The organism is uncultured Azohydromonas sp. (assembly GCF_937926365.1).
Lineage (GTDB): Bacteria > Pseudomonadota > Gammaproteobacteria > Burkholderiales > Burkholderiaceae_C > Azohydromonas.
In genome coordinates, this window is the sequence record NZ_CALAOH010000145.1 from 1 (window position 1) to 26,905 (window position 26,905).

Below are 26,905 nucleotides of genomic sequence, written 5' to 3' on the forward strand. Positions count from 1 at the left end.
GCCTGCGCTTCGCCATCCGCGAAGGCGGCCGTACCGTCGGCGCCGGCGTCGTGGCCAAGATCATCGAGTAAGTCGTTGCGTGACGGCCTGGGCCGGTGACGGCCCGGGTTGCGCCTTCAACACCGCGGCCTGCGGGCCGCATCGCTCTTTCAAGGAAACGTCATGCAAAAGCAGAAGATCCGCATCCGCCTCAAGGCCTTCGACTACAAGCTGATCGACCAGTCGGCCCTCGAGATCGTGGACACGGCCAAGCGCACCGGCGCCATCGTCAAGGGCCCCGTGCCCCTGCCCACGCGCATGCAGCGCTTCGACATCCTGCGTTCGCCGCACGTCAACAAGACCTCGCGTGACCAGTTCGAGATCCGTACCCACCAGCGTCTGATGGACATCGTCGATCCGACCGACAAGACGGTGGACGCGCTGATGAAGCTGGACCTGCCCGCGGGCGTGGACGTCGAGATCAAGCTGCAGTGATCTCGCTCTGAGCGGTTAGGGCTGGCGTAGGGTTTCCCTCGTCTGCTACAATCGCCGGCTTTGCACAAGGGCGCCCTTCGTGGGCGCCTTTTGCGCAGGCCGGTGGCCTCCCACGGAGTTGTCGTGGGGGGGCTGCCGGCCATGTCACTCCCGGCCAATCGTTGTCGGGTGTCTGAAACAAAGGCCTCGCCATGCGGGGCTGGAGAAGAACCATGAGTCTGAGCAATCGCCTCGGATTGCTGGGCCGCAAGGTGGGCATGATGCGCATCTTCACGGACGACGGCGACGCCGTGCCCGTGACGGTGCTGGACGTGTCCAACAACCGCGTCGCCCAGGTCAAGACCGAAGAGACCGACGGCTACAGCGCCATCCAGGTGGCGTTCGGTACGCGCAAGGCTTCGCGTGTGACCAAGCCGGAGGCGGGCCATCTGGCCAAGGCTGGCGTCGAGCCGGCTGAAGTCCTCAAGGAATTCCGCGTCAGCGCCGATGTGGCCACCCAGTATCAGCCGGGTGCCGCGGTGCCGGTGACGCTGTTCGCCGCGGGCCAGCTGGTGGACGTGCAGGGCACGTCGATTGGTAAGGGCTTTGCCGGCACCATCAAGCGCCACAACTTCGGCTCGCAGCGCGCGTCGCACGGTAACAGCCGTTCGCACAACGTGCCGGGCTCGATCTCGATGGCGCAGGATCCGGGTCGCGTGTTCCCGGGCAAAAAGATGTCCGGCCACATGGGCGACGAGACCGTCACCACCCAGAACCTGGACATCGTGCGCGTGGACGAGGCTCGCTCGCTGCTGCTGGTGCGCGGTGCCGTCCCCGGGTCGAAGAACGGCCACGTGGTCGTGCGTCCCGCCGTCAAGGTCAAGGTTAAGAAAGGGGCCCAGTAATGCAGCTCGAGCTCCTGAACGAGCAGGGTCAGGCCACCGCCAAGGTTGACGCCCCCGACACCGTTTTCGCTCGTGACTACAACGAAGCGCTGGTGCACCAGATCGTCGTGGCCTACCAGGCCAACGCCCGTCAAGGCACCCGCAAGCAGCTCACGCGCGCCGAAGTTCACCACTCGACCAAGAAGCCGTTCCGTCAGAAGGGCACCGGTCGCGCTCGTGCCGGTATGACCTCTTCGCCGCTGTGGCGTGGAGGTGGTCGGATTTTTCCGAATACGCCGGACGAAAACTTCAGCCAGAAGGTCAATAAGAAGATGTACCGCGCCGGCATGGCCGCCATCTTCTCGCAGCTCGCGCGTGAAGGCCGCCTGGCCGTGGTCGAGTCGCTGGCCGTGGAGGCTCCCAAGACCAAGCTGCTGGCCCAGAAGTTCAAGGCCATGGGCCTGGATTCCGTGCTCGTGATCGCCGACCAGATCGACGACAACCTGGCGCTGGCCTCGCGCAACCTGGCCAACGTGCTCGTGGTCGAGCCGCGTTACGCCGACCCGCTGTCGCTCGTCTTCTACAAGAAGGTGCTGGTGACCAAGGGCGCGATCGAGCAACTCAAGGAGATGTTCGCATGAGCACCCCCAAGTTCGACGAGGGCCGTTTGGCCCAGGTGCTGGTGGCGCCCATCGTGTCCGAGAAGGCCACGAGCGTCTCCGAGAAGCACAACCAGGTCCTGTTCAAGGTTCTGCGCAACGCCACCAAGCCCGAGATCAAGGCCGCTGTTGAGCTGATGTTCAAGGTCGAGGTCGAGTCGGTGCAGACCGTGAACCAGAAGGGCAAGGTCAAGCGCTTCGGTCGCTCCATCGGCCGCCGCGACCACGTCAAGAAGGCGTACGTGTCGCTCAAGGAAGGCCAGGAGCTCAACTTCGGTGGGGAGGCCGCGTAATGGCTGTCGTCAAGATCAAACCGACTTCGCCGGGCCGCCGTGCCCAGGTGAAGGTGGTACACAAGCATCTGCACAAGGGCGCTCCTGAAGCCTCGCTGCTGGAGCCCCAGAAGCAGAATGCCGGCCGCAACAACAACGGCCACATCACGATGCGCCACAAGGGTGGTGGCCATAAGCACCACTACCGCGTGGTGGACTTCAAGCGCACCAAGGACGGCATCCCGGCCAAGGTTGAGCGCATCGAGTACGACCCCAACCGCACGGCCCACATCGCCCTGGTGTGCTATGCCGACGGCGAACGTCGCTACATCATTGCGCCGCGCGGCCTGGAAGCTGGCGCCACCGTGATCAGCGGCTCCGAGGCCCCGATCAAGGCCGGCAACACGCTGCCCATCCGCAACATCCCCGTGGGCTCGACGATTCACTGCGTCGAGATGCTGCCGGGCAAGGGCGCGCAGATCGCGCGCTCGGCCGGTACCTCGGTGACGCTGATGGCTCGCGAAGGAACCTACGCCCAGGTGCGACTGCGTTCCGGTGAAGTGCGCCGCGTTCATATCGAATGCCGCGCCACCATCGGCGAAGTCAGCAACGAAGAGCACAGTCTGCGCCAGTACGGCAAGGCCGGTGCCATCCGCTGGAAGGGTATCCGTCCGACGGTGCGTGGCGTGGCCATGAACCCGGTGGACCACCCGCACGGTGGTGGTGAAGGTCGCACCGGCGAGGGTCAGGTGCCGGTGTCGCCGTGGAACACGATGACCAAGGGCTTCCGCACCCGCAACAACAAGCGCACGCAGACGTTCATCGTCTCGCGTCGCAAGAAGTAAGAAGGGCAGCACCAGATGGCACGCTCTCTGAAAAAGGGTCCTTTCGTGGACCACCACCTGTTGGCCAAGGTCGAGAAGGCCGTGGCGATCAAGGACAAGAAGCCGATCAAGACTTGGTCGCGTCGCTCGACGATCCTGCCCGAGTTCATCGGCCTGACGATCGCCGTGCACAACGGCAAGCAGCACGTGCCCGTGTACGTGTCCGACCAGATGGTCGGACACAAGCTGGGCGAGTTCGCGCTGACCCGGACCTTCAAGGGTCACCCGGCCGACAAGAAGGCCAAGCGCTAAAGGATGACGACCATGGAAACCCGTGCAATCGTTCGCGGCGTCCGCCTGTCGGCCGACAAGGGCCGCCTCGTGGCCGACTTGGTCCGCGGCAAGAAGGTGGACCAGGCGCTCAACATCCTGACGTTCACGCAGAAGAAGGCCGCCGGCATCATCAAGAAGGCGCTGGAGTCCGCGATCGCCAACGCCGAGCACAACGACGGCGCCGACATCGACGAGCTCAAGGTGACTTCGATCTATGTCGAGCAGGCTGCCACGCTCAAGCGTTTTTCCGCGCGTGCCAAGGGCCGCGGCAACCGCATCAGCAAGCCCACCTGCCACATCTTCGTGACGGTCGGCAACTGAGGCGCTGAGGAAGACTATGGGACAGAAAATCCATCCGACCGGCTTCCGCCTGCCCGTCACCCGTGCGTGGGCGTCGCGCTGGTACGCGTCGAACACCAACTTCGCCGGCATGCTGGCCGAAGACCTGCAGGTGCGTGACTATCTGCGTCAGCGCCTGAAGAACGCTGCCGTGTCGCGCGTGCTGATCGAGCGCCCCGCCAAGAACGCGCGCATTACCATCTTCTCGGCGCGTCCGGGCGTGGTGATCGGCAAGAAGGGCGAGGACATTGAGAACCTGAAGGCCGAGCTGACCAAGCGTCTGGGCGTGCCGGTGGCGGTGAACATCGAAGAGGTGCGCAAGCCCGAAGTCGATGCGCAGCTGATCGCCGACTCGATCACCCAGCAGCTGGAAAAGCGCATCATGTTCCGTCGTGCCATGAAGCGCGCGATGCAGAACGCCATGCGCCTGGGCGCCCAGGGCATCAAGATCATGAGCGCCGGTCGTCTGAACGGCATCGAGATCGCCCGCACCGAGTGGTACCGCGAGGGCCGCGTGCCCCTGCACACCCTCAAGGCCGATATCGACTACGGCTTCTCGGAAGCGCGCACGACCTATGGCGTCATCGGCGTCAAGGTGTGGGTGTACCGCGGTGACCGTCTGGCCAGCGGCGAAGCCCCTGGCATCGTGACCCCCGCTGGTGAAGAAGAGCGTCGTCCGCGTCGCAATGCGCGTCCGGGTCCGGGCGGCCGTGGCCGTCCCGATGGCCGTGGTCCGCGTTCCGGCGACGGTGGCAGCGACAAGCCTGCCGGCGGCGCGCCGCAGCGCGTGCGCAAGGCGCCCACGGGTGCCTAAGGAGAACTAGCAATGCTGCAACCCTCTCGTCGCAAGTTCCGCAAGGAACAGAAGGGCCGCAACACCGGCATCGCCACGCGCGGCGCCAATGTGTCGTTCGGTGAATTCGGCCTCAAGGCCACCGAGCGCGGCCGCATCACTGCCCGCCAGATCGAAGCTGCGCGTCGTGCCATCTCGCGCCACATCAAGCGCGGTGGCCGCATCTTCATCCGCATCTTCCCGGACAAGCCGATCTCGCAAAAGCCTGCCGAAGTCCGTATGGGTAACGGCAAGGGCAACCCCGAGTACTACGTGGCCGAGATCCAGCCGGGCAAGGTGCTCTACGAAATCAACGGCGTGCCCGAGCAGCTCGCCCGCGAAGCGTTCACGCTGGCCGCAGCCAAGCTGCCCCTGCGCTGCACCTTCGTGGCGCGCCAGGTCGGCGCCTGAGATCGGAGAACCTCATGAAAGCATCTGAACTCCGCGCCAAGGACGTCGCCGAACTGGAGAAGGAAATCTCCGAGCTGCTCAAGGCCCATTTCGGCCTGCGCATGCAGAAGGCGACCCAACAGCTGAGCAACCACACCGCCTTGGGCAAGACGCGCCGCGACATTGCCCGCGCCAAGACCGTGCTGGCTCAGAAGAAGAAGGAAGCCGCCCAATGAACGCCCAAGCCCAAAACGCCGAAGGCAAGACCAAGGTCGTCCGTACCTTCATCGGCAAGGTCGTCAGCGACAAGCGTGCCAAGACCGTGACGGTGCTGGTGGAGCGTCGCGTCAAGCACGAGCTCTACGGCAAGATTGTTGCGCGCTCGAACAAGTACCATGCCCACGATGAGAACGGCGAGTACAAGGTCGGCGACACGGTCGAGATCACGGAAAGCCGTCCGATTTCCAAGACCAAGTCCTGGGTCGTGACGCGCCTGGTCGAGAAGGCTCGGACCGTCTGACCTTAGGGCCCCAGCGTCCGCACGAGCGGCCGCCTGCGTCGGATTCCCGGCGTGGCGGCCGTTTTTCTTTTCCGTCACAGGAGATCAAGGCCATGCTGAAAGTCGGCGACCGGCTGCCCGAGGGCACGCTGTACGAATTCATCGAAGTCGAAGGGGAGGGCTGCAGTCTGGGCCCCAACGCCTTTGACATTGCCAAGTCCACTGCTGGACGCACGGTGGCCCTCTTCGGGCTGCCCGGCGCTTTCACCCCGACCTGCTCGGCGCAGCATGTGCCGGGCTATGTGGCGGCGGCCGACGAGCTCAGGGCCGCTGGCGTGGATGAAATCTGGTGCGTGTCCGTGAACGACGCTTTCGTCATGGGTGCCTGGGGCCGTGCGCAGGGCGCGGTCGGCAAGGTGCGCATGATGGCTGACGGCAACGGCGACTTCGCCCGTGCCGCCGGACTGGAGTTGGACCTCACCGGCCGTGGCCTGGGCAAGCGGCTGCAGCGTTGCTCCATGCTGGTGGTCGACGGCGTGGTGCGCACACTCAACGTGGAGGCGCCGGGCAAGTTTGAGGTCAGCGACGCGCAGACCTTGCTGGCCCAGGCGCGCGCTCTGCGCCAAGGCTGAAGTTGTTCTCCAGGCCCGGAGCCGTCCGTCGGGCGGCGTTCGGGCCTCATGACCACGCGCCGTGCCATGTCTTGACACGGTGTGAAATTCCGCTGCATAATCAGCAGCTTCGCCGGAAGGCCGGCTTGCGTCCAGTTACAGCGGCGCAGGCAAGGCCCCCGGATCCGCCCCAATCGCCGGCTGTCTGAGCGTTCGTTTTAGCCGCCGGTGCGACGGGCCCAAGACTGACCGGTGCGACGTTGTTGTCGCTCTGGGGCAAGTTGGGGACAGACATGATCCAAATGCAATCGCGACTCGACGTCGCTGACAACACGGGCGCCAAATCCGTCATGTGCATCAAGGTGCTCGGCGGTTCCAAGCGTCGTTATGCCGGCATTGGCGACATCATCAAGGTCAGCATCAAGGAAGCTGCGCCTCGTGGTCGCGTCAAGAAGGGCGAGGTTTACAGCGCCGTGGTGGTGCGCACTGCCAAGGGCGTGCGCCGTCAGGACGGCTCGCTGGTGAAGTTCGACGGCAATGCCGCCGTGCTGCTGAACAACAAGCTCGAGCCCATCGGCACCCGCATCTTCGGCCCGGTCACGCGTGAACTGCGTACCGAGCGTTTCATGAAGATCGTCTCGCTCGCGCCCGAAGTGCTCTGAGCCCCAGGTCAAAGGACAGACCATGAACAAGATTCGCAAGGGCGACCAGGTCATCGTGCTGACCGGCCGCGACAAGGGCAAGCGTGGCACCGTGACGCAGCGCGTGGACGATTCCTACCTGATCGTCGAAGGCGTGAACGTTGCGAAGAAGCACGTCAAGCCCAATCCGATGAAGGGCACGACCGGTGGCGTGGTCGACAAGACCATGCCGATCCACCAGTCCAACGTTGCCATCTTTAACGCCGCTACCGGCAAGGCTGATCGCGTCGGCGTCAAGCTGCTGGCCGACGGCAAGAAGGTGCGCGTGTACAAGTCCAGCGGCGACGAGATTCAAGCTTAAGGCGAGGTTCGAATGGCTAATCAACAAACCGCTCGTCTGCAGCAGCAGTACCGCGAAAAGATCGTGCCGGACCTCATGAAGAAGTTCGGCTACAAGTCGGTGATGGAAGTACCGCGCCTGACCAAGATCACGCTCAACATGGGTGTGAGCGAGGCGGTGTCGGACAAGAAGGTGATGGACCACGCCGTGGGCGACCTCACCAAGATCGCTGGCCAGAAGCCCGTGATCACCAAGTCCAAGAAGGCCATCGCCGGCTTCAAGATCCGCGAGAACGTGCCCATCGGCTGCATGGTCACGCTGCGCGGCGTGCAGATGTACGAATTCCTGGACCGCTTCGTCACCATCGCGCTGCCGCGCGTGCGTGACTTCCGCGGCATCTCGGGTCGTTCCTTCGACGGTCGCGGCAACTACAACGTTGGCGTCAAGGAACAGATCATTTTCCCCGAGATCGAGTACGACAAGATCGACGCCATCCGTGGTCTGAACATCAGCATCACCACGACGGCCAAGACCGACGACGAATGCAAGGCCCTGCTGCAGGCCTTCCGTTTCCCGTTCAAGAACTGAGGTGACCTGTGGCTAAACTTTCTCTCATTCAGCGCGAGCTGAAGCGCGAACAGCTGGTCGCCAAGTTCGCCAAGAAGTACGCCGAGCTCAAGGCCATCATCGACGATGCCAAGCGTTCGGAAGAAGAGCGCTACGCCGCGCGTCTGGAGCTGCAGAAGCTGCCCCGCAACGCCAACCCGACCCGTCTGCGCAATCGTTGCGAGATCACCGGTCGTCCCCGTGGCACCTTCCGCCAGTTTGGTCTGGCACGTACCAAGATCCGTGAACTGGCGTTCAAGGGCGACATCCCCGGTGTCGTCAAGGCCAGCTGGTAAGTCGGCGAGAGCAGGAGATTTCGAATGAGCATGAGTGATCCGATCGCCGACATGCTGACGCGCATCCGCAACGCTCAGAGCGTTGACAAGGCCAGCGTGTCCATGCCGTCGTCCAAGCTGAAGGTGGCGATTGCCCAGGTCCTCAAGGACGAGGGTTACATCGACGGCTTCGCCATCAAGGGCGAGGCGGGCAAGGCTGAGCTGGAGATCGCGCTGAAGTACTACGCGGGCCGTCCGGTGATCGAGCGCATCGAGCGCGTGAGCCGCCCGGGTCTGCGCATCTATAAGGGCCGTCACGACATTCCTCAGGTCATGAACGGCCTGGGCGTGGCGATCGTCACCACCCCGAAGGGCGTGATGACGGACCGCAAGGCGCGCGCTGCCGGCATCGGCGGCGAGGTGCTGTGCTACGTGGCCTAAGGAGAGACGAGCAATGTCCCGCGTTGGAAAAATGCCCATCGCCGTCCCGCAGGGCGTGGACGTGTCGGTGACGGCCGAACAAATTACCGTCAAGGGCGCGCAAGGCACGCTGTCCCGTCCCTTGAGCTCGCTGGTGACGGTGAGCAACGAAGCCGGCACGCTGCGCTTCGTCCCCGTCAATGACAGCGCCGAAGCCAATGCCATGAGCGGCACGCTGCGCGCGCTGGTCAACAACATGGTCACGGGCGTGAGCAAGGGCTTCGAGCGCAAGCTCAACCTGGTGGGTGTGGGTTTCCGCGCTCAGGCGCAGGGCCAGAAGCTGAACCTGCAGGTGGGCTTCTCTCATCCTGTGGTCAAGGACATGCCTGCCGGCATCACCGTGCAGTGCCCGACCCAGACCGAGATTCTCATCAAGGGTGCCGATCGCCAGGTGGTGGGTCAGGTGGCCGCTGAAGTGCGCGCTATCCGTCCGCCCGAGCCTTACAAGGGCAAGGGTATCCGCTACAGCGACGAGCGCGTGGTCCTCAAAGAGACCAAGAAGAAGTAAGGAGTGGCAGCATGACCATCAACAAGAAGGATCAGCGCATCCGCCGCTCGCGCCAGACGCGTGCGCGCATCGCCGTGCAGCGCGTGGCGCGCCTGACGGTGTTCCGCTCCAACCTGCACATCTACGCCAGCGTCATCTCCGACTGCGGCACCAAGGTGCTCGTGAGCGCCTCGACCGCCGAGAAGGAAGTGCGCGAGCAACTGGGCGCCGAAGGCAAGGGTGGCAATGTCGCCGCCGCGACCCTGATTGGCAAGCGCATTGCCGAGAAGGCCAAGGCCGCCGGCATCGAGAAGGTTGCCTTCGACCGCGCGGGCTTCGCCTATCACGGTCGCGTCAAGGCGCTGGCCGAGGCCGCTCGCGAAGCCGGCCTGCAGTTCTGACCAGGATCCAACATGGCAAAGTTTCAACCTCGCGCTCAGACTGAAGGCAACGACGACGGTCTGAAGGAAAAGATGATCGCGGTCAACCGCGTCACCAAGGTCGTCAAGGGCGGCCGCACCATGAGCTTCGCGGCTCTGACGGTGGTGGGTGATGGCGACGGCCGCATCGGCATGGGCAAGGGCAAGGCCAAGGAAGTGCCGGTGTCGGTGCAGAAGGCCATGGAAGCCGCCCGTCGCAACATGTTCAAGGTGGCGCTGAAGAACGGCACCGTGTACCACAACGTGCGCGGCGAGCACGGCGCGGCCAAGGTGCTGCTGGCCCCCGCGCCGGCCGGTACCGGCATCATTGCCGGCGGCCCGATGCGTGCCGTCTTCGAGGTGATGGGTGTCACGGACATCGTGGCCAAGAGCCTGGGCTCCTCGAACGCCTACAACATGGTGCGTGCCACGCTGGACGCGCTGCGCCGCTCCACCACGCCGGCCGAAGTCGCGGCCAAGCGCGGCAAGACGGTCGAAGAAATCTTCGGCTGAGCCGCACGCGGAGAACAACCATGGCTGACAAGCAAACCCTGAAGATCAAGCTGGTGCGCAGCGTGATCGGCACCAAGCAGTCCCACCGCGACACCGTGCGCGGCCTGGGTCTGCGCAAGCTCAACAGCGAGTCTGTCCTCGAGGACACGCCTGCTGTGCGCGGCATGATCAACAAGGTCGCCTACCTCGTGAAGGTGCTCTAAGCATCCACGGGACCAGGCACAAGGAATCGAACCATGCAACTCAACACCATCAAGCCCGCCTCGGGCGCCAAGCATGCCAAGCGCCGTGTCGGGCGCGGCATCGGCTCGGGCCTGGGCAAGACTGCGGGTCGCGGCCACAAAGGCCAGAAGTCGCGTGCCGGCGGCTTCCACAAGGTGGGCTTCGAAGGCGGCCAGATGCCGCTGCAGCGCCGCCTGCCCAAGCGCGGCTTCAAGTCGGCTTCGCTGAAGTACAACGCCGAGATCACCCTGGCCGAGCTGCAGCAGCTCGAGGCCACGGAGGTGAACCTCGTGGTGCTCAAGGCCGCCGGCCTGGTGCCCGAGATCGCGCGCAACGTGAAGGTGATCAAGTCCGGTGAGCTGACCCGTGCGGTCACGCTGTCGGGCATTGGTGCCACCGCGGGCGCCAAGGCGGCGATCGAGGCGGCCGGCGGCAGCCTGGCCAGCAACGCTTAAGGACCTGCGACCTTGGCTACTTCAGCGAACCAACTGGCCAAGAGCGGGAAGTTCGGCGACCTGCGTCGTCGGCTCGTGTTCCTGGTGCTTGCGCTGGTGGTCTATCGCATCGGCGCCCATATCCCGGTGCCGGGGATCGACCCGCAGCAACTGCAGCAGCTCTTCAAGAGCCAGTCGGGCGGCATCCTGAGCCTGTTCAACATGTTCTCCGGCGGAGCGCTGTCGCGCTTCACGGTGTTCGCGTTGGGCATCATGCCGTACATCTCGGCGTCGATCATCATGCAACTGATGACCTACGTCGTGCCTTCGCTGGAGTCGCTCAAGAAGGAAGGCGAGGCCGGGCGGCGCAAGATCACGCAGTACACGCGCTACGGCACGTTGGGTCTCGCGCTGTTCCAGTCGCTGGGCATCGCGCTTGCGCTCGAAGGCTCGCAGGGTCTGGTGCTGTCGCCGGGTTTCGGCTTCCGCATGACGACCGTCGTGAGCCTGGTGGCTGGCACGATGTTTCTGATGTGGCTGGGTGAGCAGATCACTGAGCGTGGTCTGGGCAACGGTATCTCGATCCTGATCTTCTCGGGCATCGCCGCGGGCCTGCCGGGCGCAGTGGGTGGTCTGTTCGAGTTGGTGCGCACCGGCGCGATGAGCATCATCGCGGCGCTGTTCATCATTGCCATCGTCGTGCTGGTGACCTACTTCGTCGTGTTCGTCGAACGGGGTCAGCGCAAGATCCTGGTGAACTATGCCAAGCGTCAGGTGGGCAACAAGGTCTACGGCGGCCAATCGTCGCACTTGCCCTTGAAGCTCAACATGTCGGGCGTGATTCCGCCGATCTTCGCGTCGTCGATCATCCTGCTGCCCGCGACGATCGTCGGTTGGTTCGCCACCGGCGAGGGTCTGACGTGGCTGAAGGATCTCTCGGGTGCGTTGTCGCCGGGACAGCCGATCTACGTGCTGCTGTACGCGGCGATGATCGTCTTCTTCTGCTTCTTCTACACGGCGCTGGTATTCAACAGCCGTGAGACGGCGGACAACCTGAAGAAGAGCGGTGCGTTCATTCCGGGTATCCGTCCGGGCGAGAACACGGCGCGGCACATTGACCGCATCCTCTCGCGTCTGACGTTGGCGGGTGCGGCGTACATCACGCTGGTGTGTCTGCTGCCTGAGTTCCTGGTGCTGAAGTACAACGTCCCGTTCTACTTCGGTGGCACCTCGCTGCTGATCATCGTGGTGGTGACGATGGACTTCTGGGCTCAGGTCCAGAGCTACGTGATGAGCCAGCAGTACGAGTCGCTGCTGAAGAAGGCGAACTTCAAGGCAAGCTGAGACGCGCATGGCCAAAGACGACGTCATCCAGATGCAGGGCGAGATTCTCGAGAACCTGCCCAACGCCACCTTCCGGGTGAAGCTTGAAAACGGGCACGTGGTGCTCGGCCACATCTCTGGAAAGATGCGTATGCACTACATCCGCATTCTTCCCGGCGACAAGGTCACCGTGGAGCTCACCCCTTACGATTTGAGTCGCGCTCGCATCGTCTTCCGGGCGAAATGAGTCATTGAAAGGTCAAGGAGAAGACCATGAAAGTAGCAGCTTCGGTCAAGAAGATGTGCCGCAATTGCAAGATCATCCGCCGCAACGGCGTGGTGCGCGTCATCTGCACCGACCCGCGCCACAAGCAGCGCCAGGGTTGAGCGGCTGAGCCCTCAACGACAGGACACAGAGGTATTCCATGGCACGTATTGCCGGCATCAACATCCCGCCGCACAAGCACACCGAGATCGGCCTGACCTCGATCTACGGTATTGGCCGTACCACCGCGCAGAAGATCTGCGACGCGGTCGGCATTGCCTACTCCAAGAAGGTCAAGGACCTCACCGACGCCGATCTGGAAAAGATCCGCGATGAGATCAGCCGCCTCACCATCGAAGGCGACCTGCGTCGTGAGATGTCGATCAACATCAAGCGGCTGATGGACCTCGGCTGCTACCGTGGCATGCGCCACCGCCGCGGCCTGCCCGTGCGCGGTCAGCGCACCAAGACCAATGCCCGTACCCGCAAGGGTCCGCGCAAGTCGGGCGCCCTGGTCAAGAAGTGAGCTGCTCGCAGCGATTGAGAGATACCGAACATGGCTAAGGCACCTACCAACACCGCCGCGCGTCGCGTCAGCAAGAAGGTTCGCAAGAACATCGCCGACGGCATCGCGCACGTGCACGCGTCGTTCAACAACACGATTATCACGATCACCGACCGCCAAGGCGGCGCCCTGTCCTGGGCCTCCTCCGGCGGCCAGGGCTTCAAGGGCTCGCGCAAGAGCACGCCGTTTGCGGCGCAGGTGGCTGCCGAAACGGCCGGCCGTGCGGCGCAAGAGCAAGGCATCAAGAACCTGGACGTCAAGATCAAGGGCCCGGGCCCGGGTCGCGAGTCTTCGGTGCGTGCTCTGGCCTCGCTGGGCATTCGCATCACGTCGATTTCCGATGTGACGCCTGTGCCGCACAACGGCTGCCGCCCTCAAAAGCGCCGTCGCATCTGATCTCGGTATAGAATCGCGCCCTTTGCCGCCGCCTTCGGGCGGCATTGGCGCTTACAGTGGGCCTAACAGCGCGTCCGGCGTACAAGTCGGGTGGCGCAGGCCATGAAGACCACCGTCTGAGCGTCTCCACAACAAGACCCGCCAGACTCGCGCGCAGGCTTTGGCCGTCGCGTCAGACAGACCTCCAAGGACAAGCACGTGGCACGTTATCTCGGCCCCAAGGCCAAACTTTCCCGCCGTGAAGGCACCGATCTGTTCCTGAAGAGCGCCCGCCGCGCCATCAGCGACAAGGCCAAGTTTGACAGCAAGCCCGGCCAGCATGGCCGTACCTCCGGCTCGCGTACCAGCGACTTCGGCCTGCAACTGCGTGAGAAGCAGAAGGTCAAGCGCATGTACGGCGTGCTGGAGCGCCAGTTCCGCCGCTATTTCGCCGAAGCCGAGCGCCGCAAGGGCAACACCGGCGCCAACCTGCTGTCGCTGCTGGAATCGCGCCTGGACAACGTGGTCTACCGCATGGGCTTCGGTTCCACCCGCGCTGAAGCGCGCCAGCTGGTGTCGCACAAGGCCCTGACCGTCAACGGTCAGGTCGTGAACATCGCCTCTTACCTGATCAAGCCGGGTGACGTGGTGGCCGTGCGCGAGAAGGCCAAGAAGCAACTGCGCATCCAGGACGCGCTCAAGCTGGCTGACTCCATCGGCCTGCCGGGCTGGGTGCAGGTGGACATCGCCAAGATGGAAGGCGTGTTCAAGAAGGCCCCGGATCGCGACGAATTCGGTGCCGAGATCAACGAGTCGCTGATCGTCGAACTCTACTCGCGCTGATGCGCGAGCTTTCGCCGCCGTGCGCCGCATTCGCGGCGCGCATGGCGGCGGCAGACCTGCTGTGCATGCCGGGCGTGCAGCGGGCTGCGTTAGGCCCGGCAGCTCCATCAGCCTTATCGGTGTAACGAGCCGAGGGTATTGACAGGAACAGGACTCAATGCAAACCAATCTGCTGAAACCCAAGGCCATTAACGTCGAGTCGCTGGGTGGTCACCGTGCCGAGGTGACGCTCGAGCCGTTCGAGCGCGGCTACGGCCACACGCTGGGCAACGCCCTGCGTCGTGTGCTGTTGTCGTCGATGGTGGGTTACGCGCCGACGGAAGTCACCATCGCGGGCGTGCTTCACGAGTACTCCACGATCGACGGCGTGCAGGAAGACGTGGTCCACATCATGCTCAACCTCAAGGGCGTGACGTTCCGGCTGCACAACCGTGACGAGGTCACACTGGTGCTGCGCAAGGAAGGCGAGGGCCCCGTTACCGCCGGCGATATCCAGACGCCGCACGACGTCGAGATCATCAATCCCGAGCATGTCATTGCGCACCTGTCACAAGGCGGCAAGCTCGACATGCAGATCAAGGTTGAGAAGGGACGCGGCTATGTGCCGGGCAACATGCGCCGTTACGGCGACGAGCCGACCAAGGCCATTGGCCGCATTGTTCTCGATGCTTCGTTCTCACCCGTGCGCCGCGTGAGCTACGCCGTGGAGAATGCGCGCGTGGAGCAGCGTACCGATCTCGACAAGCTGGTGATGGAGATCGAAACCAACGGCGCCATCTCGCCGGAGGAAGCCATCCGCGCCTCGGCCAAGATTCTGGTGGAACAACTCGCCGTGTTTGCGCAGCTCGAAGGCAACGAGATCGCCGCCTTTGACCAGCCCGCACAGCGCAGCGCCCAGTTCGACCCGATCCTGTTGCGTCCGGTGGACGAGCTTGAGCTCACGGTGCGCTCGGCCAACTGCCTCAAGGCCGAGAACATCTACTACATCGGTGATCTCATCCAGCGCACCGAGACTGAGCTGCTCAAGACGCCCAACCTGGGCCGCAAGTCGCTCAACGAGATCAAGGAAGTGCTGGCCTCGCGCGGCCTGACGCTGGGCGCACGGCTGGAGAACTGGCCGCCGCAAGGCCTCGACAAGCGTTGACGGACGCCAGGGGCAGTTTCCACTGCGTCTGATCAACGAGATAGAAATAGGGCTGCCTTGGCGGGCGGCCCGGTGCACCCCCCGGTACCTGATCCGGCCGGGGGTTTTGATAAGGAAAGGAAAGCACCATGCGCCACCGTAACGGCCCCCGTAAGCTCAACCGTACCAGCGAACATCGCGCCGCCATGCTGCGCAACATGTGTGTGTCGCTGCTGCAGCACGAGGCCATCAAGACCACGCTGCCCAAGGCCAAGGAACTGCGCCGCGTCGTCGAGCCGCTGATCACGTTGGCCAAAGAGCCTACGCTGGCCAATCGCCGCCTGGCTTTCGACCGCTTGCGTGACCGCGATATCGTCGTCAAGCTGTTCAACGACCTGGGTCCGCGTTTCAAGACTCGTCCGGGTGGCTACACCCGCATCCTGAAGATGGGTTTCCGCGTTGGCGACAACGCCCCCATGGCCTATGTTGAGCTGGTGGACCGCCCGGAGCCGACCGAAGCTGTGTCGGCCACCGAAGCTGCTGCTGAATAAGTCTCTTCGGCGATACAGCACAGAAGCCCGCCCTGCGCGGGCTTTTTCATTTCTAGTGGCACCTTTGAGGCAGGGCTGCTGTCTGGTGGCGTTCGGGCATCCACAAAATTTTTGCAATACGCCTTGCGTGGCATCAGAAGCCTTGCTAGAATTCAATTCTTCAGTCGCGGGGTGGAGCAGTCTGGTAGCTCGTTGGGCTCATAACCCAAAGGTCGTTGGTTCAAATCCAGCCCCCGCAACCAAACAAGTTGAAACAGGCCGTCCATGTGACGGCCTGTTTGTCTTTGGGCCCTGCGTTATGCACGTGCGGTAGTTGGCGCCAGGGGAACGCGCAGGCTGGGTTGTCGCTCCAAGCCACTCCGATGATGGCTTGACCGCCGCTTAGAATCTCGGGTTCCCTGCTTTGCGCCGCCGTCGGTAGCGCGGGCGCTGGACACCTTACAGAACAAGGAACACCTGCCGTGTTGATTTCCCCTGCCTTTGCTCAAGCCGCCGCTCCGGCCGCCTCCGCCACTGACAGCCTGATGAGCATGCTGCCCCTGGTGCTGATGTTCGTGGTGCTGTACTTCATCATGATTCGTCCCCAGATGAAGCGGCAGAAGGAGCACAAGGCCATGATCTCCGCCCTGGCCAAGGGCGACGAGGTGGTGACCGCCGGCGGTCTGTTGGGCAAGGTCACCAAGCTCGGCGAGAGCTTCATCCATATCGAAGTCGCCAACGGCGTGGAAATGCAGGTGCAGCGTAGTGCCGTGGTGCAGGTGCTGCCCAAGGGCACCTTCAAGTAATCCGCGGCGTGCCCGTCCTGGCGGGCGGTCGCAGGCGCCGGGTTCGCGCGGCGCGAGGAACCATCGATGAACCGCTATCCCTGGTGGAAATACGCGATCTTGGCGATCGCGCTGCTGGTCGGGCTCGTGTATACGCTGCCCAACTTCTTTGGCGAGGCCCCTGCGGTCCAGGTCTCCAGCGGCAAGGCCACCGTGAAGGTCGATGCCGCGCTGACGCAGCGCGTGGAGGACGTGTTGAAGCAGTCGGGCGCGCAGCCCGACTTCGTGCAACTCGACAGCAATTCGGTGCGTGCGCGCTTCACCGACCCGGATACGCAGCTCAAGGCGAAGGACGCCCTCAACCGAGCTCTCAACACCGATCCGACTGACCCGACCTACATCGTCGCGCTCAATCTGGTCAGCCGTTCGCCGGCTTGGCTCACGTCGCTGCACGCGCTGCCCATGTACCTGGGCCTGGATCTGCGCGGCGGGGTGCATTTCCTCATGCAGGTGGACATGCGGGCGGCGCAGACCAAGAAAGCCGAGTCGGTGGCTGGCGACGTGCGCACGCTGCTGCGTGACAAGAATGTGCGTCACGCCGGGATCTCGCGCGAGGGCAACAACGTGGAAGTCCGCTTCCGCGACGCCGCCACGCTTGCCAGCGCCCAGAGCTTGCTCACCACCCAACTGCCCGACCTGCAATGGACGCCTGCGGGTGAGGGTAACGACCTGCGTCTGGCCGGTGTGCTCAAGCCGCAGGCGGCGCGCGCCGTGCAGGAGGCCGCGCTCAAGCAGAACATCACCACGCTGCACAACCGCGTCAACGAACTCGGTGTGGCCGAGCCGGTGATCCAGCAGCAAGGCACAGACCGTGTCGTGGTGCAGTTGCCCGGCGTGCAGGACACCGCAAAGGCCAAGGACATCATCGGCCGTACGGCCACGCTGGAAGTGCGCCTGGTGGACGACAGCGCCGAGGCGGCTGCGGCTGCCGTGGGCTCGGGCCCAGTGCCCTTTGGCACCGAGCGCTACGTCGAGCGCGGCGGCGCGCCGCTGATCGTTAAGCGCCAAGTCATCCTCACCGGCGAGAACCTCACCGACGCCCAGGCAGGCTTCGACGGCCAGACCCAGGAACCCGCGGTGCACCTCACGCTCGATGCCAAGGGTGCGCGCATCTTCCGCGACGTTACGCGCGAGAACGTGGGCAAGCGCATGGCCATCCTGCTGTTCGAAAAGGGCAAGGGTGAAGTCGTTACCGCCCCCGTGATCCGCTCGGAAATTTCCGGCGGACGCGTCCAGATCTCGGGCCGCATGACGACGCAGGAAGCCAACGACACGGCGCTGCTGCTGCGTGCGGGCTCGCTGGCCGCGCCCATGGAGATCATCGAGGAGCGCACCATCGGCCCGAGCCTGGGCGCCGACAACATCGCCAAGGGCTTCAACAGCGTGTTGTACGGCTTCCTCGCCATTGCCGCGTTCATGTGCGCCTACTACCTGCTGTTCGGTGTGTTCTCCACGCTGGCGCTGGCCTTCAACCTGCTGCTGCTGGTGGCGGTGCTGTCCATGCTGCAGGCGACGCTGACGCTGCCGGGCATCGCGGCCATCGCGCTGACGCTGGGCATGGCCATCGACGCCAACGTGCTCATCAACGAGCGCGTGCGTGAGGAACTGCGCAACGGCTCTGCCCCGCAGACGGCTATCCATGCCGGCTACGAGCGTGCCTGGGCCACCATCCTGGACTCCAACGTCACCACGCTCATTGCCGGTGTGGCGCTGCTGGCTTTCGGCTCGGGCCCGGTGCGTGGCTTCGCCGTCGTGCACTGCCTGGGCATCCTGACCTCGATGTTCTCGGCCGTGATGTTCTCGCGTGGCCTGGTCAACCTCTGGTACGGGCGCAAGAAGCGCCTGAAGTCGGTGTCCATTGGCCAAGTCTGGCGCCCCGAGGGCGATACCCCGGCCGCCAAGGCCTGAAGCAGTAGTAGCCTCCGGAGACCTGCATGGAGTTCTTTCGCATCCGGCGCGACATTCCGTTCATGCGGCATGCGCTGGTGTTCAACGTCATTTCGTTCCTGACTTTCGCCGCAGCTGTGTTCTTCCTGGTCACGCGCGGCCTGCACCTGTCCATCGAGTTCACGGGCGGTACGGTGCTGGAGGTCAACTATGCGCAGCCGGCCGAGATCGACCGCACGCGCACCGCGGTGGAGTCGCTGGGCTTTGGCGAGGTGCAAGTGCAGAACTTTGGCACCGCGCGTGACGTGCTCATTCGGCTGCCCGTGCGCGGCGACGTGAAGCAAAGCGAGGTGGCCACTCGCGTCTTTGGCGCGCTGTGCCAGGCGGCGCAGGGCCGCGTGGAAACGCGGCCCGGTGAAGGCGACGCAACGCGTCAAGCCTGCATGGCTGCCGATGGCAGCGAGCCGCTGAAGCTCTCGCGCACCGAGTTCGTCGGCCCCTCCGTCGGTTCAGAGCTCGCGCGCGATGGCGCACTGGCACTGGGCATGACGGTGCTGGGGATCATGATCTACTTGGCGATCCGCTTCGAATGGAAGTTCGCTGTGGCCGGCATCATCGCCAACCTGCACGACGTGGTCATCATCCTGGGCTTCTTCGCTTACTTCCAATGGGAGTTCTCGTTGGCCGTGCTGGCGGCGGTACTGGCGGTACTGGGTTACTCGGTCAATGAGTCAGTCGTGATCTTCGACCGGATTCGCGAGACCTTCCGCAAGTACCGCAAGATGAGCACGACGCAGGTGATCGACCACGCCATCACCAGCACCATCAGCCGCACCATCATCACGCATGGCTCGACGCAGATGATGGTGCTGGCGATGCTGCTGTTCGGCGGCCCGACGCTGCACTACTTCGCCGTGGCGCTGACCATCGGCATCCTGTTCGGCATCTACTCCTCGGTGTTTGTCGCCGCCGCCATCGCCATGTGGCTGGGCGTCAAGCGCGAAGACTTGGTGAAGGTTTCCTCGCGCGGCAGTTCGGATCCCAACGATCCCAACGCCGGCGCCGCGGTGTGACGCCGCAGACCCCATGAAGCACAAGGGCCGCGATCGCGGCCCTTGTCTTTTGGTTGGTGCATCCAGGCGGCTAGAGCGGCCCGGCACGCTGGCTGAATCGCTCAGTGGATGATGCGCTCCGCGTCGTCCACGAACAACTCGTCGAGGATCAAGGCATCGGGTTCCTCGCCCAGGCTCCAGAAGACCATCAACACGATGATCTTCAGGTCTTCTAATTCCAGCGGCACGCGGCCGATGGCGCTGGCACGGTCGATCACCATTTCGCGCATGAGGGGCGGCAGCACACTGGCGCCTTCCAGGAAGCTGATGAAACCGATGGAGGCATCGCCCAGCAACTCGCGCTCCGTGGCGGTGTACACACGCATGCTCGTGGGTGCCTGGGCATGCGCACAGGACTCGGCTACGCCGGCCAGACCGTCTAGCCAGCTCAGCGCTTCCTCGATGTCGTCAGTCTCGAAGCCCACCGCCGAAAGCTTGCGCGTGAGCTGGTCGTGATCGGGACAAGCGTCGGGGCGCCAGTAGTTTTCGTACAGGTAGACGAGCACGTCGAACATGGGACTCACTATAGCTCAGGGTATCTGAACGCAGGCTTGCAGGAAGGATGCCCGTGTGGACAGCGCCGCGATGCGCTCAAGCCAGGCTGCGGCGCTGGTACAGCCCGCCGGGCAAGCGTTGCAGCCGGCCCTCCAGTTCCAACTCCAGCAGCCGCGCCGCCAGTGCGGGTGCAGGCCAGCCGGTGCGGTCGATCAGCATGTCCAATGTCGCGGCGTCATGTCCCAGCGCCGCCAATACCGCATCGGGTGGGCCGTTGTCGGCCGGGGATGGCGTGGCTGAAGCAGGCTTCGACGCCGTACGGCCGGACCCTGCGGGTTGAGAACCGTTTTTCTGCACCATCTGCAACTCCTCCAGGATGTCCTGGGCACTTTCCACCAGCTTGGCCCCTTGCTTGATGAGCGCATGGCAGCCGCGCGACTGTGGTGCATGGATTGAGCCCGGAATGGCAAACACCTCCCGGCCGTTTTCTGCAGCCAGCCGAGCCGTGATCAGGGAGCCGGACTGCAACGCTGCCTCCACCACCAGCGTGCCTCGAGTCAGCCCGGCGATGAGCCGGTTGCGCTGCGGAAAGTTCTCCCGCAGCGGCGGCGTGCCCATGGGGAACTCGCTGATCAGGAGTCCGTGGGCCGCAATGCGCAGCGCCAGGGCATGGTGGCGCGCCGGGTAGAGCCGGTCGATGCCCGTGCCCAGCACCGCCATGGTGCTGCCCGGACCCGCCAGCGCACCTTCGTGCGCGGCACCGTCGATGCCCAGCGCCAGGCCCGAGACGATGGTCCAGCCGGCCTCGCTGAAGAAGCGGGCGAAGGCGGCGGCGTTGTCCGCGCCCTGGGCGCTGGGGTTGCGGCTGCCGACGATGGCCAGACCCGGCCGGGTGAGCAACTCGTGGCGGCCGCGCAGGTACAGCAGCAGTGGCGGATCGGCGGTGTCGAGCAGCACCGCCGGGTACAACGGGTCGCCCAGCGTCACCACATGCCGGTCCACGCCGCCGTCCAGCCAGTTCAGCGTCTGAGCCAGGCAGCGTTCGAGTTCCGCAGGTGGCGCCGCCAGTGCCTGGGACTGGGCTGGCGTCACCAGATCCCGCAACGCCTCGGCCGGGCTGTCGAATACTTGCTGCGGGGTGCCCAGCGCCGACAGCAGCCGCCGTGCCGTCACCCGACCCACGCTCAGCACCAGGCGCAGCCACGCTCGGAGCTCGTCCTCGCCCGCACGTGGAAAAAGATGGTCGGCGGCAGGCGGCGGCTCCGTAAAGGCGTGCTCCGGGGATGAAAGGGTCATGGTGCAAGGCTCCTGGTCGGTGCAGCGCTTGCACGGCATTGGGGCGCCAGGGCGCTGCGGTTCATGGGCACACGCCGGTGACGGCCTGACCGATGGGCGAAAATGCAGGCCCGGTATCACCTGATTCTGCCCCCAGGCGTGCCGCAGGCTGTGGCCCCGATCGCTGTGCAGTTCTTGTCGCGCAGCGTCTCGCCACTGAGCGTCGCGACGCCGGGGGCCTTGCGCCATGGCCCAGCTTCCTATCCTGCGTTATCCCGATCCTCGCCTGCACACCGTCGCCGCCCCGGTGAAGGCGGTGGACGAGCGCATCCGCCGCCTCGCTGCCGACATGCTGGAGACCATGTACGCCGCTGATGGCGTCGGTTTGGCCGCCACGCAGGTCAATGTGCATGAGCGTCTGGTGGTGATGGACACCTCCGAGACGCGAGATCAGCCGGTGGTGCTGATCAACCCCGAGATCATCGAACGCAGCGAGGAAATGATCGTGGGCGACGAGGGCTGTCTCTCGGTGCCGGCCATCTACGACAAGGTGCAGCGGCATGCCCGCGTCAGGGTGCGTGCGCTGGACCGAGACGGCAACGTGCAGGAGTTCGAGGCCGAGGGGCTGACCGCCGTGTGTGTGCAGCACGAGCTGGATCACCTGCTGGGCAAGGTCTTCGTCGAGTACTTGAGCCCTCTCAAGCGCGAGCGCATCAAGACCAAACTGCTCAAGAAGAACCGAGAAGAGCTGCAGCGCGCATGAGCGGCGCCACACCCGGAACGGCGGCTCCCGACACCGCCGACGCGCCGCTGCGCGTGGCCTATGCTGGCACGCCGGAATTCGCCCGCGTGGCGTTGCGGGCGATCCTGGACGGTGGCTTCACCGTGCCACTGGTGCTCACGCAGCCCGATCGCCCCGCTGGGCGCGGCATGAAGCTGCAGCCTTCGGCGGTGAAGCAACTGGCGCTGGAGCAGGACATCCCGGTGGCGCAGCCGCGCAGCTTGCGCTTGGACGGTAAATACCCCGAGGACGCCGCTGCCGCGCGCGAAACCTTGCAGGCCGCCCGCGCCGACGTGATGGTGGTCGCAGCCTATGGCTTGATCCTGCCGCGCTGGGTGCTGGACCTGCCGCCGCGTGGCTGCCTCAACATCCACGGCTCGCTGCTGCCGCGCTGGCGCGGCGCTGCGCCGATCCAGCGCGCGGTGGAGGCGGGCGATGCACGAAGCGGCATCACCATCATGCAGATGGACGAGGGTTTGGACACCGGCGACATGCTGCTGGTGCACGCACTGGACCTGACTCCGAACGAAAGTTCCGCGACGCTGCACGACCGCCTGGCGGCGCTGGGCGCCGAGTCCATCGTGCAGGCCCTGCGCGAGCTCGACCGCCTGCCGCGCGTGCCGCAGCCGGCCGAGGGCGTGTGCTACGCGCACAAGATCGAGAAGACAGAGGGTGCGATCGACTGGAGCCAGCCAGCCGCGCTGATCGAGCGCCGCGTGCGTGCCTTCGATCCTTTCCCGGGCATGAGCTTCAACCTTGACGGGCAAGCCGTGAAGCTCTGGCGCGCGGCAATGCGGCCCGATCTCTCCGGGCCGCCCGGCATGGTGCTTCGTGCCGATGCGCAGGAGCTGGTCGTGGCTTGCGGAGAGGGCGCCCTGACACTGCTGGAACTGCAGCGCCCAGGCGGCAAGCGGGTGCCAGTGCGCGTTTTTCAGCAGCAGCTGGCGCTGGGCGCGGGCCGCAGCTTGGCGGGATGAGCCGCCGCGGGCCCGCACGGTCCGCTGCGCGCTTCCCGGCACGGGCCGATTGAACTTGAGGCCGCGGCCCGCATCTATCGGCCAGAGAGAGCAACCCACCGGGGAATCGAAACGATGTTCAACATGATGAAGACGGCCATCCTGATGGCCGCCATCACCGCGCTGTTCATGGCCATCGGCCATCTCATCGGCGGCCGCGCCGGCATGACACTGGCTCTGCTGGTGGCGCTGGGCATGAACTTCTTCAGCTACTGGTTCAGCGACAAGCTCGTGCTGAAGATGTACAGCGCGCGCGAGGTCGATGCGCAGTCCGAGCCCTACTTCTACGGCATGGTGCAGGAGCTGGCGCAGCGTGCCGGGCTGCCGATGCCGCGCGTGTACCTCATTGACGAGGACTCGCCCAACGCCTTCGCCACCGGCCGCAACCCGGACAACGCCGCTGTGGCCGCCACCACCGGCATCCTGCGCGTGCTCAACCACCGCGAGCTGCGCGGCGTCATGGCGCACGAACTGGCGCACGTGAAGCACCGCGACATCCTCATCAGCACCATCAGCGCCACCATGGCCGGTGCGGTGTCGATGCTGGCCAACTTCGCGATGTTCTTCAGCGGCCGCGACGACGAGGGCCGTCCCACCAATCCGCTGGTGGGCCTGCTGGTGGCGCTGCTGGCGCCGCTGGCAGCGAGCCTGATTCAGATGGCCATCAGCCGCGCGCGCGAGTTCGAGGCCGACCGCGGCGGCGCCGAGATCAGCGGCGACCCGCGCGCGCTGGCCAGCGCACTGGAGAAGATTCATGCCTACGCCACCGGCATCCCGCTGGCCGCGGCCCAGCGCCATCCCGAGACGGCGCAGATGATGATCATGAATCCACTGTCGGGTGGCGGCCTGAAGGGCCTCTTCAGCACCCACCCCTCCACCGAGGAACGCGTGGCGCGGCTGCTGGCCATGGCGCGCTGAAGCAGGGAAATCCGCTGCGCGTGTGCAATGCGCACGCGTGGACGGGTCAAGTTTGGTCGCTGCGCGTCGATAAGGAAGGGTCGCCTTCTTCTACCCGTCCCGGCTGTGACTCCGCGCCTATCCCTGTTGCTTGTCGTCCTCGCGCTCGCGGGCTGTGAGCAGCTGGGCTATGAGTCCGCGAACACCGTCGCGGTGCGGCGCGAGGCCGAGAGCAAGGCCATCGGCGCCGCCTGTCGTCATGCCGGGCGGGCCATCGAGGACTGCTTCACGCTCAACCGCAAGGCTGACAAGGCCGCCATCTTCGCCGGCTGGCGTGAGATGAACGATTACATGCGCGAGAACAGCATCCAGGCGGTTTCGCCGCAACTCTCGGCGGCGCCTCCCAGTGCGTCCGCAGCCTCCTCCGCAGCTTCCTCGGCCGACGTCGCCGAGCAGTCCCGCCCCGGCACCAAGGCGCGCAAGAGCTGAGCCTCGCCGGCGCCCGGGCACAATCCCGGCAATGAAGTTGGGTTCTGAAGGCGGCACGCTGCCGCCATGGCGCCATCCGGCCTTCCGTACCGGGGCGCGCGAGATGATGTCCATTGCCCCAGGCATCTCGGCCTGGGGGCTGGTGACGGGCGTGGCCATGGTCAAGGCGCTGGGCGTGCCGCTGTCGTTGCTGATGTCGATGGTGGTTTTCGCCGGCAGCGCGCAGCTGGCTGCGCTGCCACTCATTGCCGCGGGCGCGCCGGTGTGGGTGGTGTGGGCCACGGCGCTGTGCGTGAACCTGCGCTTCGTCATCTTCAGCGCGCAGTGGCGCCCGTACTTCGCGCACCTGCCGCTGGTCCAGCGGCTGCGGCTGGGCTACTTCACGGCCGACCTGAACTACGTGCTGTTCATGAAGCGCTTCCGCGAGCCGCGGCCGTCGGCGGAGCAGTTGCCGTACTTCTGGGGCGGTGTGTCGCTGAACTGGTGTGCCTGGCAGATACCCTCCGTCGCCGGCATCCTGCTGGGCGAGCGCGTGCCCACGCACTGGGGCCTGGGCTTCGCCGGCACGCTGGCGCTGCTGGGGCTGATGAACACGCTGCTGTCCGACCGCGCCACCTGGGTGGCGGCCGCGGTGGCGGGTTGTGCGGCGGTGGCGGCCTACGCGCTGCCGCTGCGGCTGAACATCGTGGTGGCCATCGCCGCGGCGGTGGCGATGGGGCTGTTGATGGAGCAACTGCCCCGGCAGCGGAGGTCGGCATGAGCGGGGCGGAGGCCGTCCTCACGATCCTCGGGCTGGGCCTGATCACGGTGCTCACGCGCAGCTTCTTCTTCCTGTCGCAGCGCGAGATGCCGCTGCCGGCCTGGCTCAAGCAGGGCCTGCGCTACGCGCCGCTGGCCGCGCTGGCGGCGGTGGTGGTGCCAGAGGTGGTGATGACGCAGGGCGAACTCATCCACACCTGGCAGGACGCGCGGCTCTTCGCCGTGGCCGCCGGCAGCGCGTGGTTCTGGTGGCGCCGGGGCATCCTGGGCACCATCGTCAGCGGCACCGCCGTGCTGCTCGTGTTGCGCCTCGGGCTGGGGTGGTGATGAGGCGGGCCTAGAATCGTCGCCTTTCGGGAATATGTCCCGCTCTCCGGCGCTCGCTCTCCATGAACGTTCTTCGCTTCTCCGATCTCGTCGCCCAAGGCCAGGTGGCCGGTCGTCGCGTCTTCATCCGGGCCGATCTCAACGTGCCGCAGGACGACTCCGGCCGCATCACCGAGGACACCCGCATCCGTGCCTCCATCCCATGCATCCGCATGGCGCTGGACGCCGGCGCCGCGGTGATGGTGACTTCGCACCTGGGCCGTCCCACCGAGGGCGAGTTCAAGCCCGAGGACTCGCTGGCGCCCGTGGCGCAGCGCCTGGGCGAACTGCTGGGCCGCGAGGTGCCGCTGGTGAGCGACTGGGTGGATGGCGTGCAGGTTGCACCGGGCCAAGTGGTGCTGCTCGAGAACTGCCGCCTCAACAAGGGCGAGAAGAAGAACAAGGAAGAGCTGGCTCGCAAGATGGCCGCCCTGTGCGACATCTTCGTGCACGACGCCTTCGGCACTGCGCACCGCGCCGAGGCCAGCACTTACGGCATCGCGCAGTTCGCGCCGGTGGCCTGCGCTGGCCCGCTGCTGGCGGCCGAGATCGACGCCATCTCCAAGGCGCTGGCCAACCCCAAGCGCCCGCTGGTGGCCATCGTGGCCGGCTCCAAGGTCAGCACCAAGCTCACTATCCTGAAGGCGCTGTCGGAGAAGGTGGACGGCCTGATCGTGGGCGGTGGTATCGCCAACACCTTCATGCTGGCTGCCGGTCTGCCCATCGGCCTGAGCCTGGCCGAGCCGGACCTGGTGCAGGAAGCCAAGGCCGTGATCGAAGCCATGAAGGCCCGCGGCGCCGAGGTGCCCATTCCCGAGGATGTGGTTACCGCCAAGCGCTTTGCCGCTGACGCGCCGGCCAGCGTCAAGGCCGCCGCCGAGGTGGAAGCTGACGACCTGATCCTGGATATCGGTCCCAAGACCGCCGAGAAGCTCGCTGCGCAGCTCAAGGCTGCGGGCACCATCGTCTGGAACGGTCCGGTGGGCGTGTTCGAGTTCGATGCCTTCTCCAAGGGCACCGAGGCCGTCGCCCGCGCCATCGCCGAGAGTGACGCCTTCAGCATTGCCGGTGGCGGCGACACGCTGGCTGCTATCGCCAAGTACGGCATCGAAGCCGACGTGGGCTACATCTCCACCGGCGGCGGTGCCTTCCTGGAAGTGCTGGAGGGCAAGACCCTGCCGGCCTTCGAAATCCTCTCGCGCCGCGCCGCGGGCTGATTCCCAGCAAACCCGGCGCCCATGAGGCGCCGGGTTTTCGCTCCTACCTGCCATTCCCCTTCGCACTGACCATCCGGCACGGACGCCGCGCGCGCCCGGCCGGCGCAGCCGTCGGCGTTGCTGACGCCTTACTTCGACCTGACAACACCTCCCCTGGAAGAGACAACCATGTCCGAAGAAGCCTCCATGTCCCCGGCCGAGCTGGCCCTGCGCGATGCCGCGCGCGAGT

42 protein-coding genes, 1 tRNA gene and 1 pseudogene are annotated in these 26,905 nt (G+C 65.2%); 42 read left to right on the top strand and 2 right to left on the bottom strand.

Annotated elements, in window-relative coordinates; all coding sequences use genetic code 11:
• From Q0741_RS15545 to secF, 35 genes and pseudogenes are all read left to right on the top strand, one after another.
• Window positions 1-71 (top strand): annotated as a pseudogene (locus Q0741_RS15545) (elongation factor Tu); the annotation flags it as partial.
• Between the two features lie 91 nt (window positions 72-162).
• A complete protein-coding gene (gene rpsJ, locus Q0741_RS15550; RefSeq protein WP_019561663.1) occupies window positions 163-474 on the top strand; it encodes a 30S ribosomal protein S10 in 312 nt (103 codons plus the stop codon).
• A gap of 212 nt (window positions 475-686) precedes the next feature.
• Window positions 687-1,358, top strand: coding sequence for a 50S ribosomal protein L3 (gene rplC / locus Q0741_RS15555; RefSeq protein WP_298234123.1), 672 nt, complete (start codon window positions 687-689; stop codon window positions 1,356-1,358).
• Entirely contained in the window at window positions 1,358-1,978 is a 621-nt protein-coding gene (rplD, locus tag Q0741_RS15560; protein WP_298234124.1) for a 50S ribosomal protein L4, read from the top strand. Before rplC ends, rplD begins: the two co-directional genes overlap by 1 nt.
• Window positions 1,975-2,289 (top strand): 50S ribosomal protein L23, encoded by a 315-nt coding sequence (gene rplW / locus Q0741_RS15565; RefSeq protein ID WP_028997298.1) that lies wholly within the window; start codon window positions 1,975-1,977, stop codon window positions 2,287-2,289. The genes rplD and rplW overlap by 4 nt, the downstream gene beginning before the upstream one ends.
• Window positions 2,289-3,113, top strand: coding sequence for a 50S ribosomal protein L2 (rplB, locus tag Q0741_RS15570; protein ID WP_298234125.1), 825 nt, complete (start codon window positions 2,289-2,291; stop codon window positions 3,111-3,113). Before rplW ends, rplB begins: the two co-directional genes overlap by 1 nt.
• Before the next feature lie 15 nt (window positions 3,114-3,128).
• Window positions 3,129-3,404: a 30S ribosomal protein S19 gene (gene rpsS / locus Q0741_RS15575; RefSeq protein ID WP_028997296.1), complete on the top strand. Its 276-nt coding sequence runs from the start codon at window positions 3,129-3,131 to the stop codon at window positions 3,402-3,404.
• Window positions 3,405-3,416: 12 nt separating this feature from the next.
• The gene (rplV, locus tag Q0741_RS15580; protein WP_028997295.1) at window positions 3,417-3,746 is read left to right on the top strand and encodes a 50S ribosomal protein L22; all 330 of its coding nucleotides are present in this window, start codon (window positions 3,417-3,419) and stop codon (window positions 3,744-3,746) included.
• Between the two features lie 16 nt (window positions 3,747-3,762).
• Entirely contained in the window at window positions 3,763-4,578 is an 816-nt protein-coding gene (rpsC, locus tag Q0741_RS15585) for a 30S ribosomal protein S3 (protein ID WP_298234126.1), read from the top strand.
• A gap of 12 nt (window positions 4,579-4,590) precedes the next feature.
• A complete protein-coding gene (gene rplP / locus Q0741_RS15590; protein ID WP_028997293.1) occupies window positions 4,591-5,007 on the top strand; it encodes a 50S ribosomal protein L16 in 417 nt (138 codons plus the stop codon).
• Between the two features lie 14 nt (window positions 5,008-5,021).
• Entirely contained in the window at window positions 5,022-5,222 is a 201-nt protein-coding gene (gene rpmC / locus Q0741_RS15595) for a 50S ribosomal protein L29 (protein WP_298234127.1), read from the top strand.
• Window positions 5,219-5,506 (top strand): 30S ribosomal protein S17, encoded by a 288-nt coding sequence (gene rpsQ / locus Q0741_RS15600; RefSeq protein WP_043458341.1) that lies wholly within the window; start codon window positions 5,219-5,221, stop codon window positions 5,504-5,506. The genes rpmC and rpsQ overlap by 4 nt, the downstream gene beginning before the upstream one ends.
• Before the next feature lie 92 nt (window positions 5,507-5,598).
• Window positions 5,599-6,117, top strand: a complete 519-nt coding sequence (locus Q0741_RS15605; protein ID WP_298234128.1) for a peroxiredoxin — start codon at window positions 5,599-5,601, stop codon at window positions 6,115-6,117.
• A 272-nt stretch (window positions 6,118-6,389) separates the two neighbouring features.
• Window positions 6,390-6,758: a 50S ribosomal protein L14 gene (gene rplN / locus Q0741_RS15610; protein WP_028997289.1), complete on the top strand. Its 369-nt coding sequence runs from the start codon at window positions 6,390-6,392 to the stop codon at window positions 6,756-6,758.
• A 22-nt stretch (window positions 6,759-6,780) separates the two neighbouring features.
• Window positions 6,781-7,098: a 50S ribosomal protein L24 gene (rplX, locus tag Q0741_RS15615; protein ID WP_028997288.1), complete on the top strand. Its 318-nt coding sequence runs from the start codon at window positions 6,781-6,783 to the stop codon at window positions 7,096-7,098.
• 12 nt (window positions 7,099-7,110) lie between these two features.
• On the top strand, window positions 7,111-7,665 hold the full coding sequence (gene rplE / locus Q0741_RS15620; protein WP_298234129.1) for a 50S ribosomal protein L5: 555 nt from the start codon (window positions 7,111-7,113) through the stop codon (window positions 7,663-7,665).
• 8 nt (window positions 7,666-7,673) lie between these two features.
• The gene (rpsN, locus tag Q0741_RS15625) at window positions 7,674-7,979 is read left to right on the top strand and encodes a 30S ribosomal protein S14 (RefSeq protein WP_298234130.1); all 306 of its coding nucleotides are present in this window, start codon (window positions 7,674-7,676) and stop codon (window positions 7,977-7,979) included.
• Window positions 7,980-8,003: 24 nt separating this feature from the next.
• The gene (rpsH, locus tag Q0741_RS15630; RefSeq protein ID WP_298234131.1) at window positions 8,004-8,399 is read left to right on the top strand and encodes a 30S ribosomal protein S8; all 396 of its coding nucleotides are present in this window, start codon (window positions 8,004-8,006) and stop codon (window positions 8,397-8,399) included.
• A 13-nt stretch (window positions 8,400-8,412) separates the two neighbouring features.
• Entirely contained in the window at window positions 8,413-8,946 is a 534-nt protein-coding gene (gene rplF, locus Q0741_RS15635; RefSeq protein WP_298234132.1) for a 50S ribosomal protein L6, read from the top strand.
• Window positions 8,947-8,957: 11 nt separating this feature from the next.
• Window positions 8,958-9,326, top strand: coding sequence for a 50S ribosomal protein L18 (gene rplR / locus Q0741_RS15640; RefSeq protein WP_298234133.1), 369 nt, complete (start codon window positions 8,958-8,960; stop codon window positions 9,324-9,326).
• Between the two features lie 12 nt (window positions 9,327-9,338).
• Window positions 9,339-9,857 (top strand): 30S ribosomal protein S5, encoded by a 519-nt coding sequence (rpsE, locus tag Q0741_RS15645; protein WP_043458339.1) that lies wholly within the window; start codon window positions 9,339-9,341, stop codon window positions 9,855-9,857.
• Window positions 9,858-9,877: 20 nt separating this feature from the next.
• The gene (rpmD, locus tag Q0741_RS15650; protein ID WP_298234134.1) at window positions 9,878-10,060 is read left to right on the top strand and encodes a 50S ribosomal protein L30; all 183 of its coding nucleotides are present in this window, start codon (window positions 9,878-9,880) and stop codon (window positions 10,058-10,060) included.
• Window positions 10,061-10,093: 33 nt separating this feature from the next.
• Entirely contained in the window at window positions 10,094-10,534 is a 441-nt protein-coding gene (gene rplO / locus Q0741_RS15655; protein WP_298234135.1) for a 50S ribosomal protein L15, read from the top strand.
• A 12-nt stretch (window positions 10,535-10,546) separates the two neighbouring features.
• Complete coding sequence (secY, locus tag Q0741_RS15660) at window positions 10,547-11,857, top strand: preprotein translocase subunit SecY (RefSeq protein WP_298234136.1); 1,311 nt, start codon at window positions 10,547-10,549, stop codon at window positions 11,855-11,857.
• A gap of 7 nt (window positions 11,858-11,864) precedes the next feature.
• Window positions 11,865-12,083, top strand: a complete 219-nt coding sequence (gene infA / locus Q0741_RS15665) for a translation initiation factor IF-1 (RefSeq protein ID WP_009855680.1) — start codon at window positions 11,865-11,867, stop codon at window positions 12,081-12,083.
• Between the two features lie 26 nt (window positions 12,084-12,109).
• A complete protein-coding gene (rpmJ, locus tag Q0741_RS15670; protein WP_028997278.1) occupies window positions 12,110-12,223 on the top strand; it encodes a 50S ribosomal protein L36 in 114 nt (37 codons plus the stop codon).
• A gap of 38 nt (window positions 12,224-12,261) precedes the next feature.
• The gene (gene rpsM, locus Q0741_RS15675) at window positions 12,262-12,627 is read left to right on the top strand and encodes a 30S ribosomal protein S13 (protein WP_028997277.1); all 366 of its coding nucleotides are present in this window, start codon (window positions 12,262-12,264) and stop codon (window positions 12,625-12,627) included.
• Window positions 12,628-12,657: 30 nt separating this feature from the next.
• Window positions 12,658-13,062 (top strand): 30S ribosomal protein S11, encoded by a 405-nt coding sequence (gene rpsK, locus Q0741_RS15680; protein ID WP_066342452.1) that lies wholly within the window; start codon window positions 12,658-12,660, stop codon window positions 13,060-13,062.
• Between the two features lie 198 nt (window positions 13,063-13,260).
• On the top strand, window positions 13,261-13,884 hold the full coding sequence (gene rpsD / locus Q0741_RS15685; RefSeq protein WP_298234137.1) for a 30S ribosomal protein S4: 624 nt from the start codon (window positions 13,261-13,263) through the stop codon (window positions 13,882-13,884).
• 157 nt (window positions 13,885-14,041) lie between these two features.
• The gene (rpoA, locus tag Q0741_RS15690; protein WP_028997274.1) at window positions 14,042-15,028 is read left to right on the top strand and encodes a DNA-directed RNA polymerase subunit alpha; all 987 of its coding nucleotides are present in this window, start codon (window positions 14,042-14,044) and stop codon (window positions 15,026-15,028) included.
• A gap of 128 nt (window positions 15,029-15,156) precedes the next feature.
• Window positions 15,157-15,558 carry a 50S ribosomal protein L17 gene (rplQ, locus tag Q0741_RS15695; protein WP_298234138.1) on the top strand — a complete coding sequence of 134 codons (402 nt, stop codon included), beginning with the start codon at window positions 15,157-15,159 and terminating at the stop codon, window positions 15,556-15,558.
• A 165-nt stretch (window positions 15,559-15,723) separates the two neighbouring features.
• A tRNA-Met gene (locus Q0741_RS15700) sits at window positions 15,724-15,800 on the top strand.
• A gap of 219 nt (window positions 15,801-16,019) precedes the next feature.
• On the top strand, window positions 16,020-16,343 hold the full coding sequence (gene yajC, locus Q0741_RS15705) for a preprotein translocase subunit YajC (RefSeq protein ID WP_298234139.1): 324 nt from the start codon (window positions 16,020-16,022) through the stop codon (window positions 16,341-16,343).
• 66 nt (window positions 16,344-16,409) lie between these two features.
• Window positions 16,410-18,290, top strand: coding sequence for a protein translocase subunit SecD (gene secD, locus Q0741_RS15710; protein ID WP_298234140.1), 1,881 nt, complete (start codon window positions 16,410-16,412; stop codon window positions 18,288-18,290).
• Between the two features lie 26 nt (window positions 18,291-18,316).
• On the top strand, window positions 18,317-19,342 hold the full coding sequence (secF, locus tag Q0741_RS15715) for a protein translocase subunit SecF (protein WP_298234141.1): 1,026 nt from the start codon (window positions 18,317-18,319) through the stop codon (window positions 19,340-19,342).
• Between the two features lie 101 nt (window positions 19,343-19,443).
• On the opposite strand, the gene Q0741_RS15720 is transcribed toward secF, so the two are convergent.
• The gene (locus Q0741_RS15720) at window positions 19,444-19,896 is read right to left on the bottom strand and encodes a DUF494 family protein (RefSeq protein ID WP_298234142.1); all 453 of its coding nucleotides are present in this window, start codon (window positions 19,894-19,896) and stop codon (window positions 19,444-19,446) included.
• A gap of 76 nt (window positions 19,897-19,972) precedes the next feature.
• Entirely contained in the window at window positions 19,973-21,172 is a 1,200-nt protein-coding gene (gene dprA, locus Q0741_RS15725; protein ID WP_298234143.1) for a DNA-processing protein DprA, read from the bottom strand.
• 226 nt (window positions 21,173-21,398) lie between these two features.
• Between dprA and def the strand changes: the two genes are divergently transcribed.
• From def to Q0741_RS15760, 7 genes are all read left to right on the top strand, one after another.
• A complete protein-coding gene (gene def, locus Q0741_RS15730) occupies window positions 21,399-21,914 on the top strand; it encodes a peptide deformylase (RefSeq protein ID WP_298234144.1) in 516 nt (171 codons plus the stop codon).
• A 47-nt stretch (window positions 21,915-21,961) separates the two neighbouring features.
• The gene (gene fmt / locus Q0741_RS15735; RefSeq protein WP_298234150.1) at window positions 21,962-22,909 is read left to right on the top strand and encodes a methionyl-tRNA formyltransferase; all 948 of its coding nucleotides are present in this window, start codon (window positions 21,962-21,964) and stop codon (window positions 22,907-22,909) included.
• Window positions 22,910-23,023: 114 nt separating this feature from the next.
• Window positions 23,024-23,866, top strand: a complete 843-nt coding sequence (htpX, locus tag Q0741_RS15740; RefSeq protein WP_298234145.1) for a zinc metalloprotease HtpX — start codon at window positions 23,024-23,026, stop codon at window positions 23,864-23,866.
• A 126-nt stretch (window positions 23,867-23,992) separates the two neighbouring features.
• Window positions 23,993-24,334: a hypothetical protein gene (locus Q0741_RS15745; protein ID WP_298234146.1), complete on the top strand. Its 342-nt coding sequence runs from the start codon at window positions 23,993-23,995 to the stop codon at window positions 24,332-24,334.
• A gap of 31 nt (window positions 24,335-24,365) precedes the next feature.
• Window positions 24,366-25,094, top strand: coding sequence for an AzlC family ABC transporter permease (locus Q0741_RS15750; protein WP_298234147.1), 729 nt, complete (start codon window positions 24,366-24,368; stop codon window positions 25,092-25,094).
• A complete protein-coding gene (locus Q0741_RS15755; RefSeq protein WP_298234148.1) occupies window positions 25,091-25,420 on the top strand; it encodes an AzlD domain-containing protein in 330 nt (109 codons plus the stop codon). The genes Q0741_RS15750 and Q0741_RS15755 overlap by 4 nt, the downstream gene beginning before the upstream one ends.
• Before the next feature lie 62 nt (window positions 25,421-25,482).
• The gene (locus Q0741_RS15760; RefSeq protein ID WP_298234149.1) at window positions 25,483-26,676 is read left to right on the top strand and encodes a phosphoglycerate kinase; all 1,194 of its coding nucleotides are present in this window, start codon (window positions 25,483-25,485) and stop codon (window positions 26,674-26,676) included.
• The last annotated feature ends 229 nt before the right edge of the window (window positions 26,677-26,905 follow it).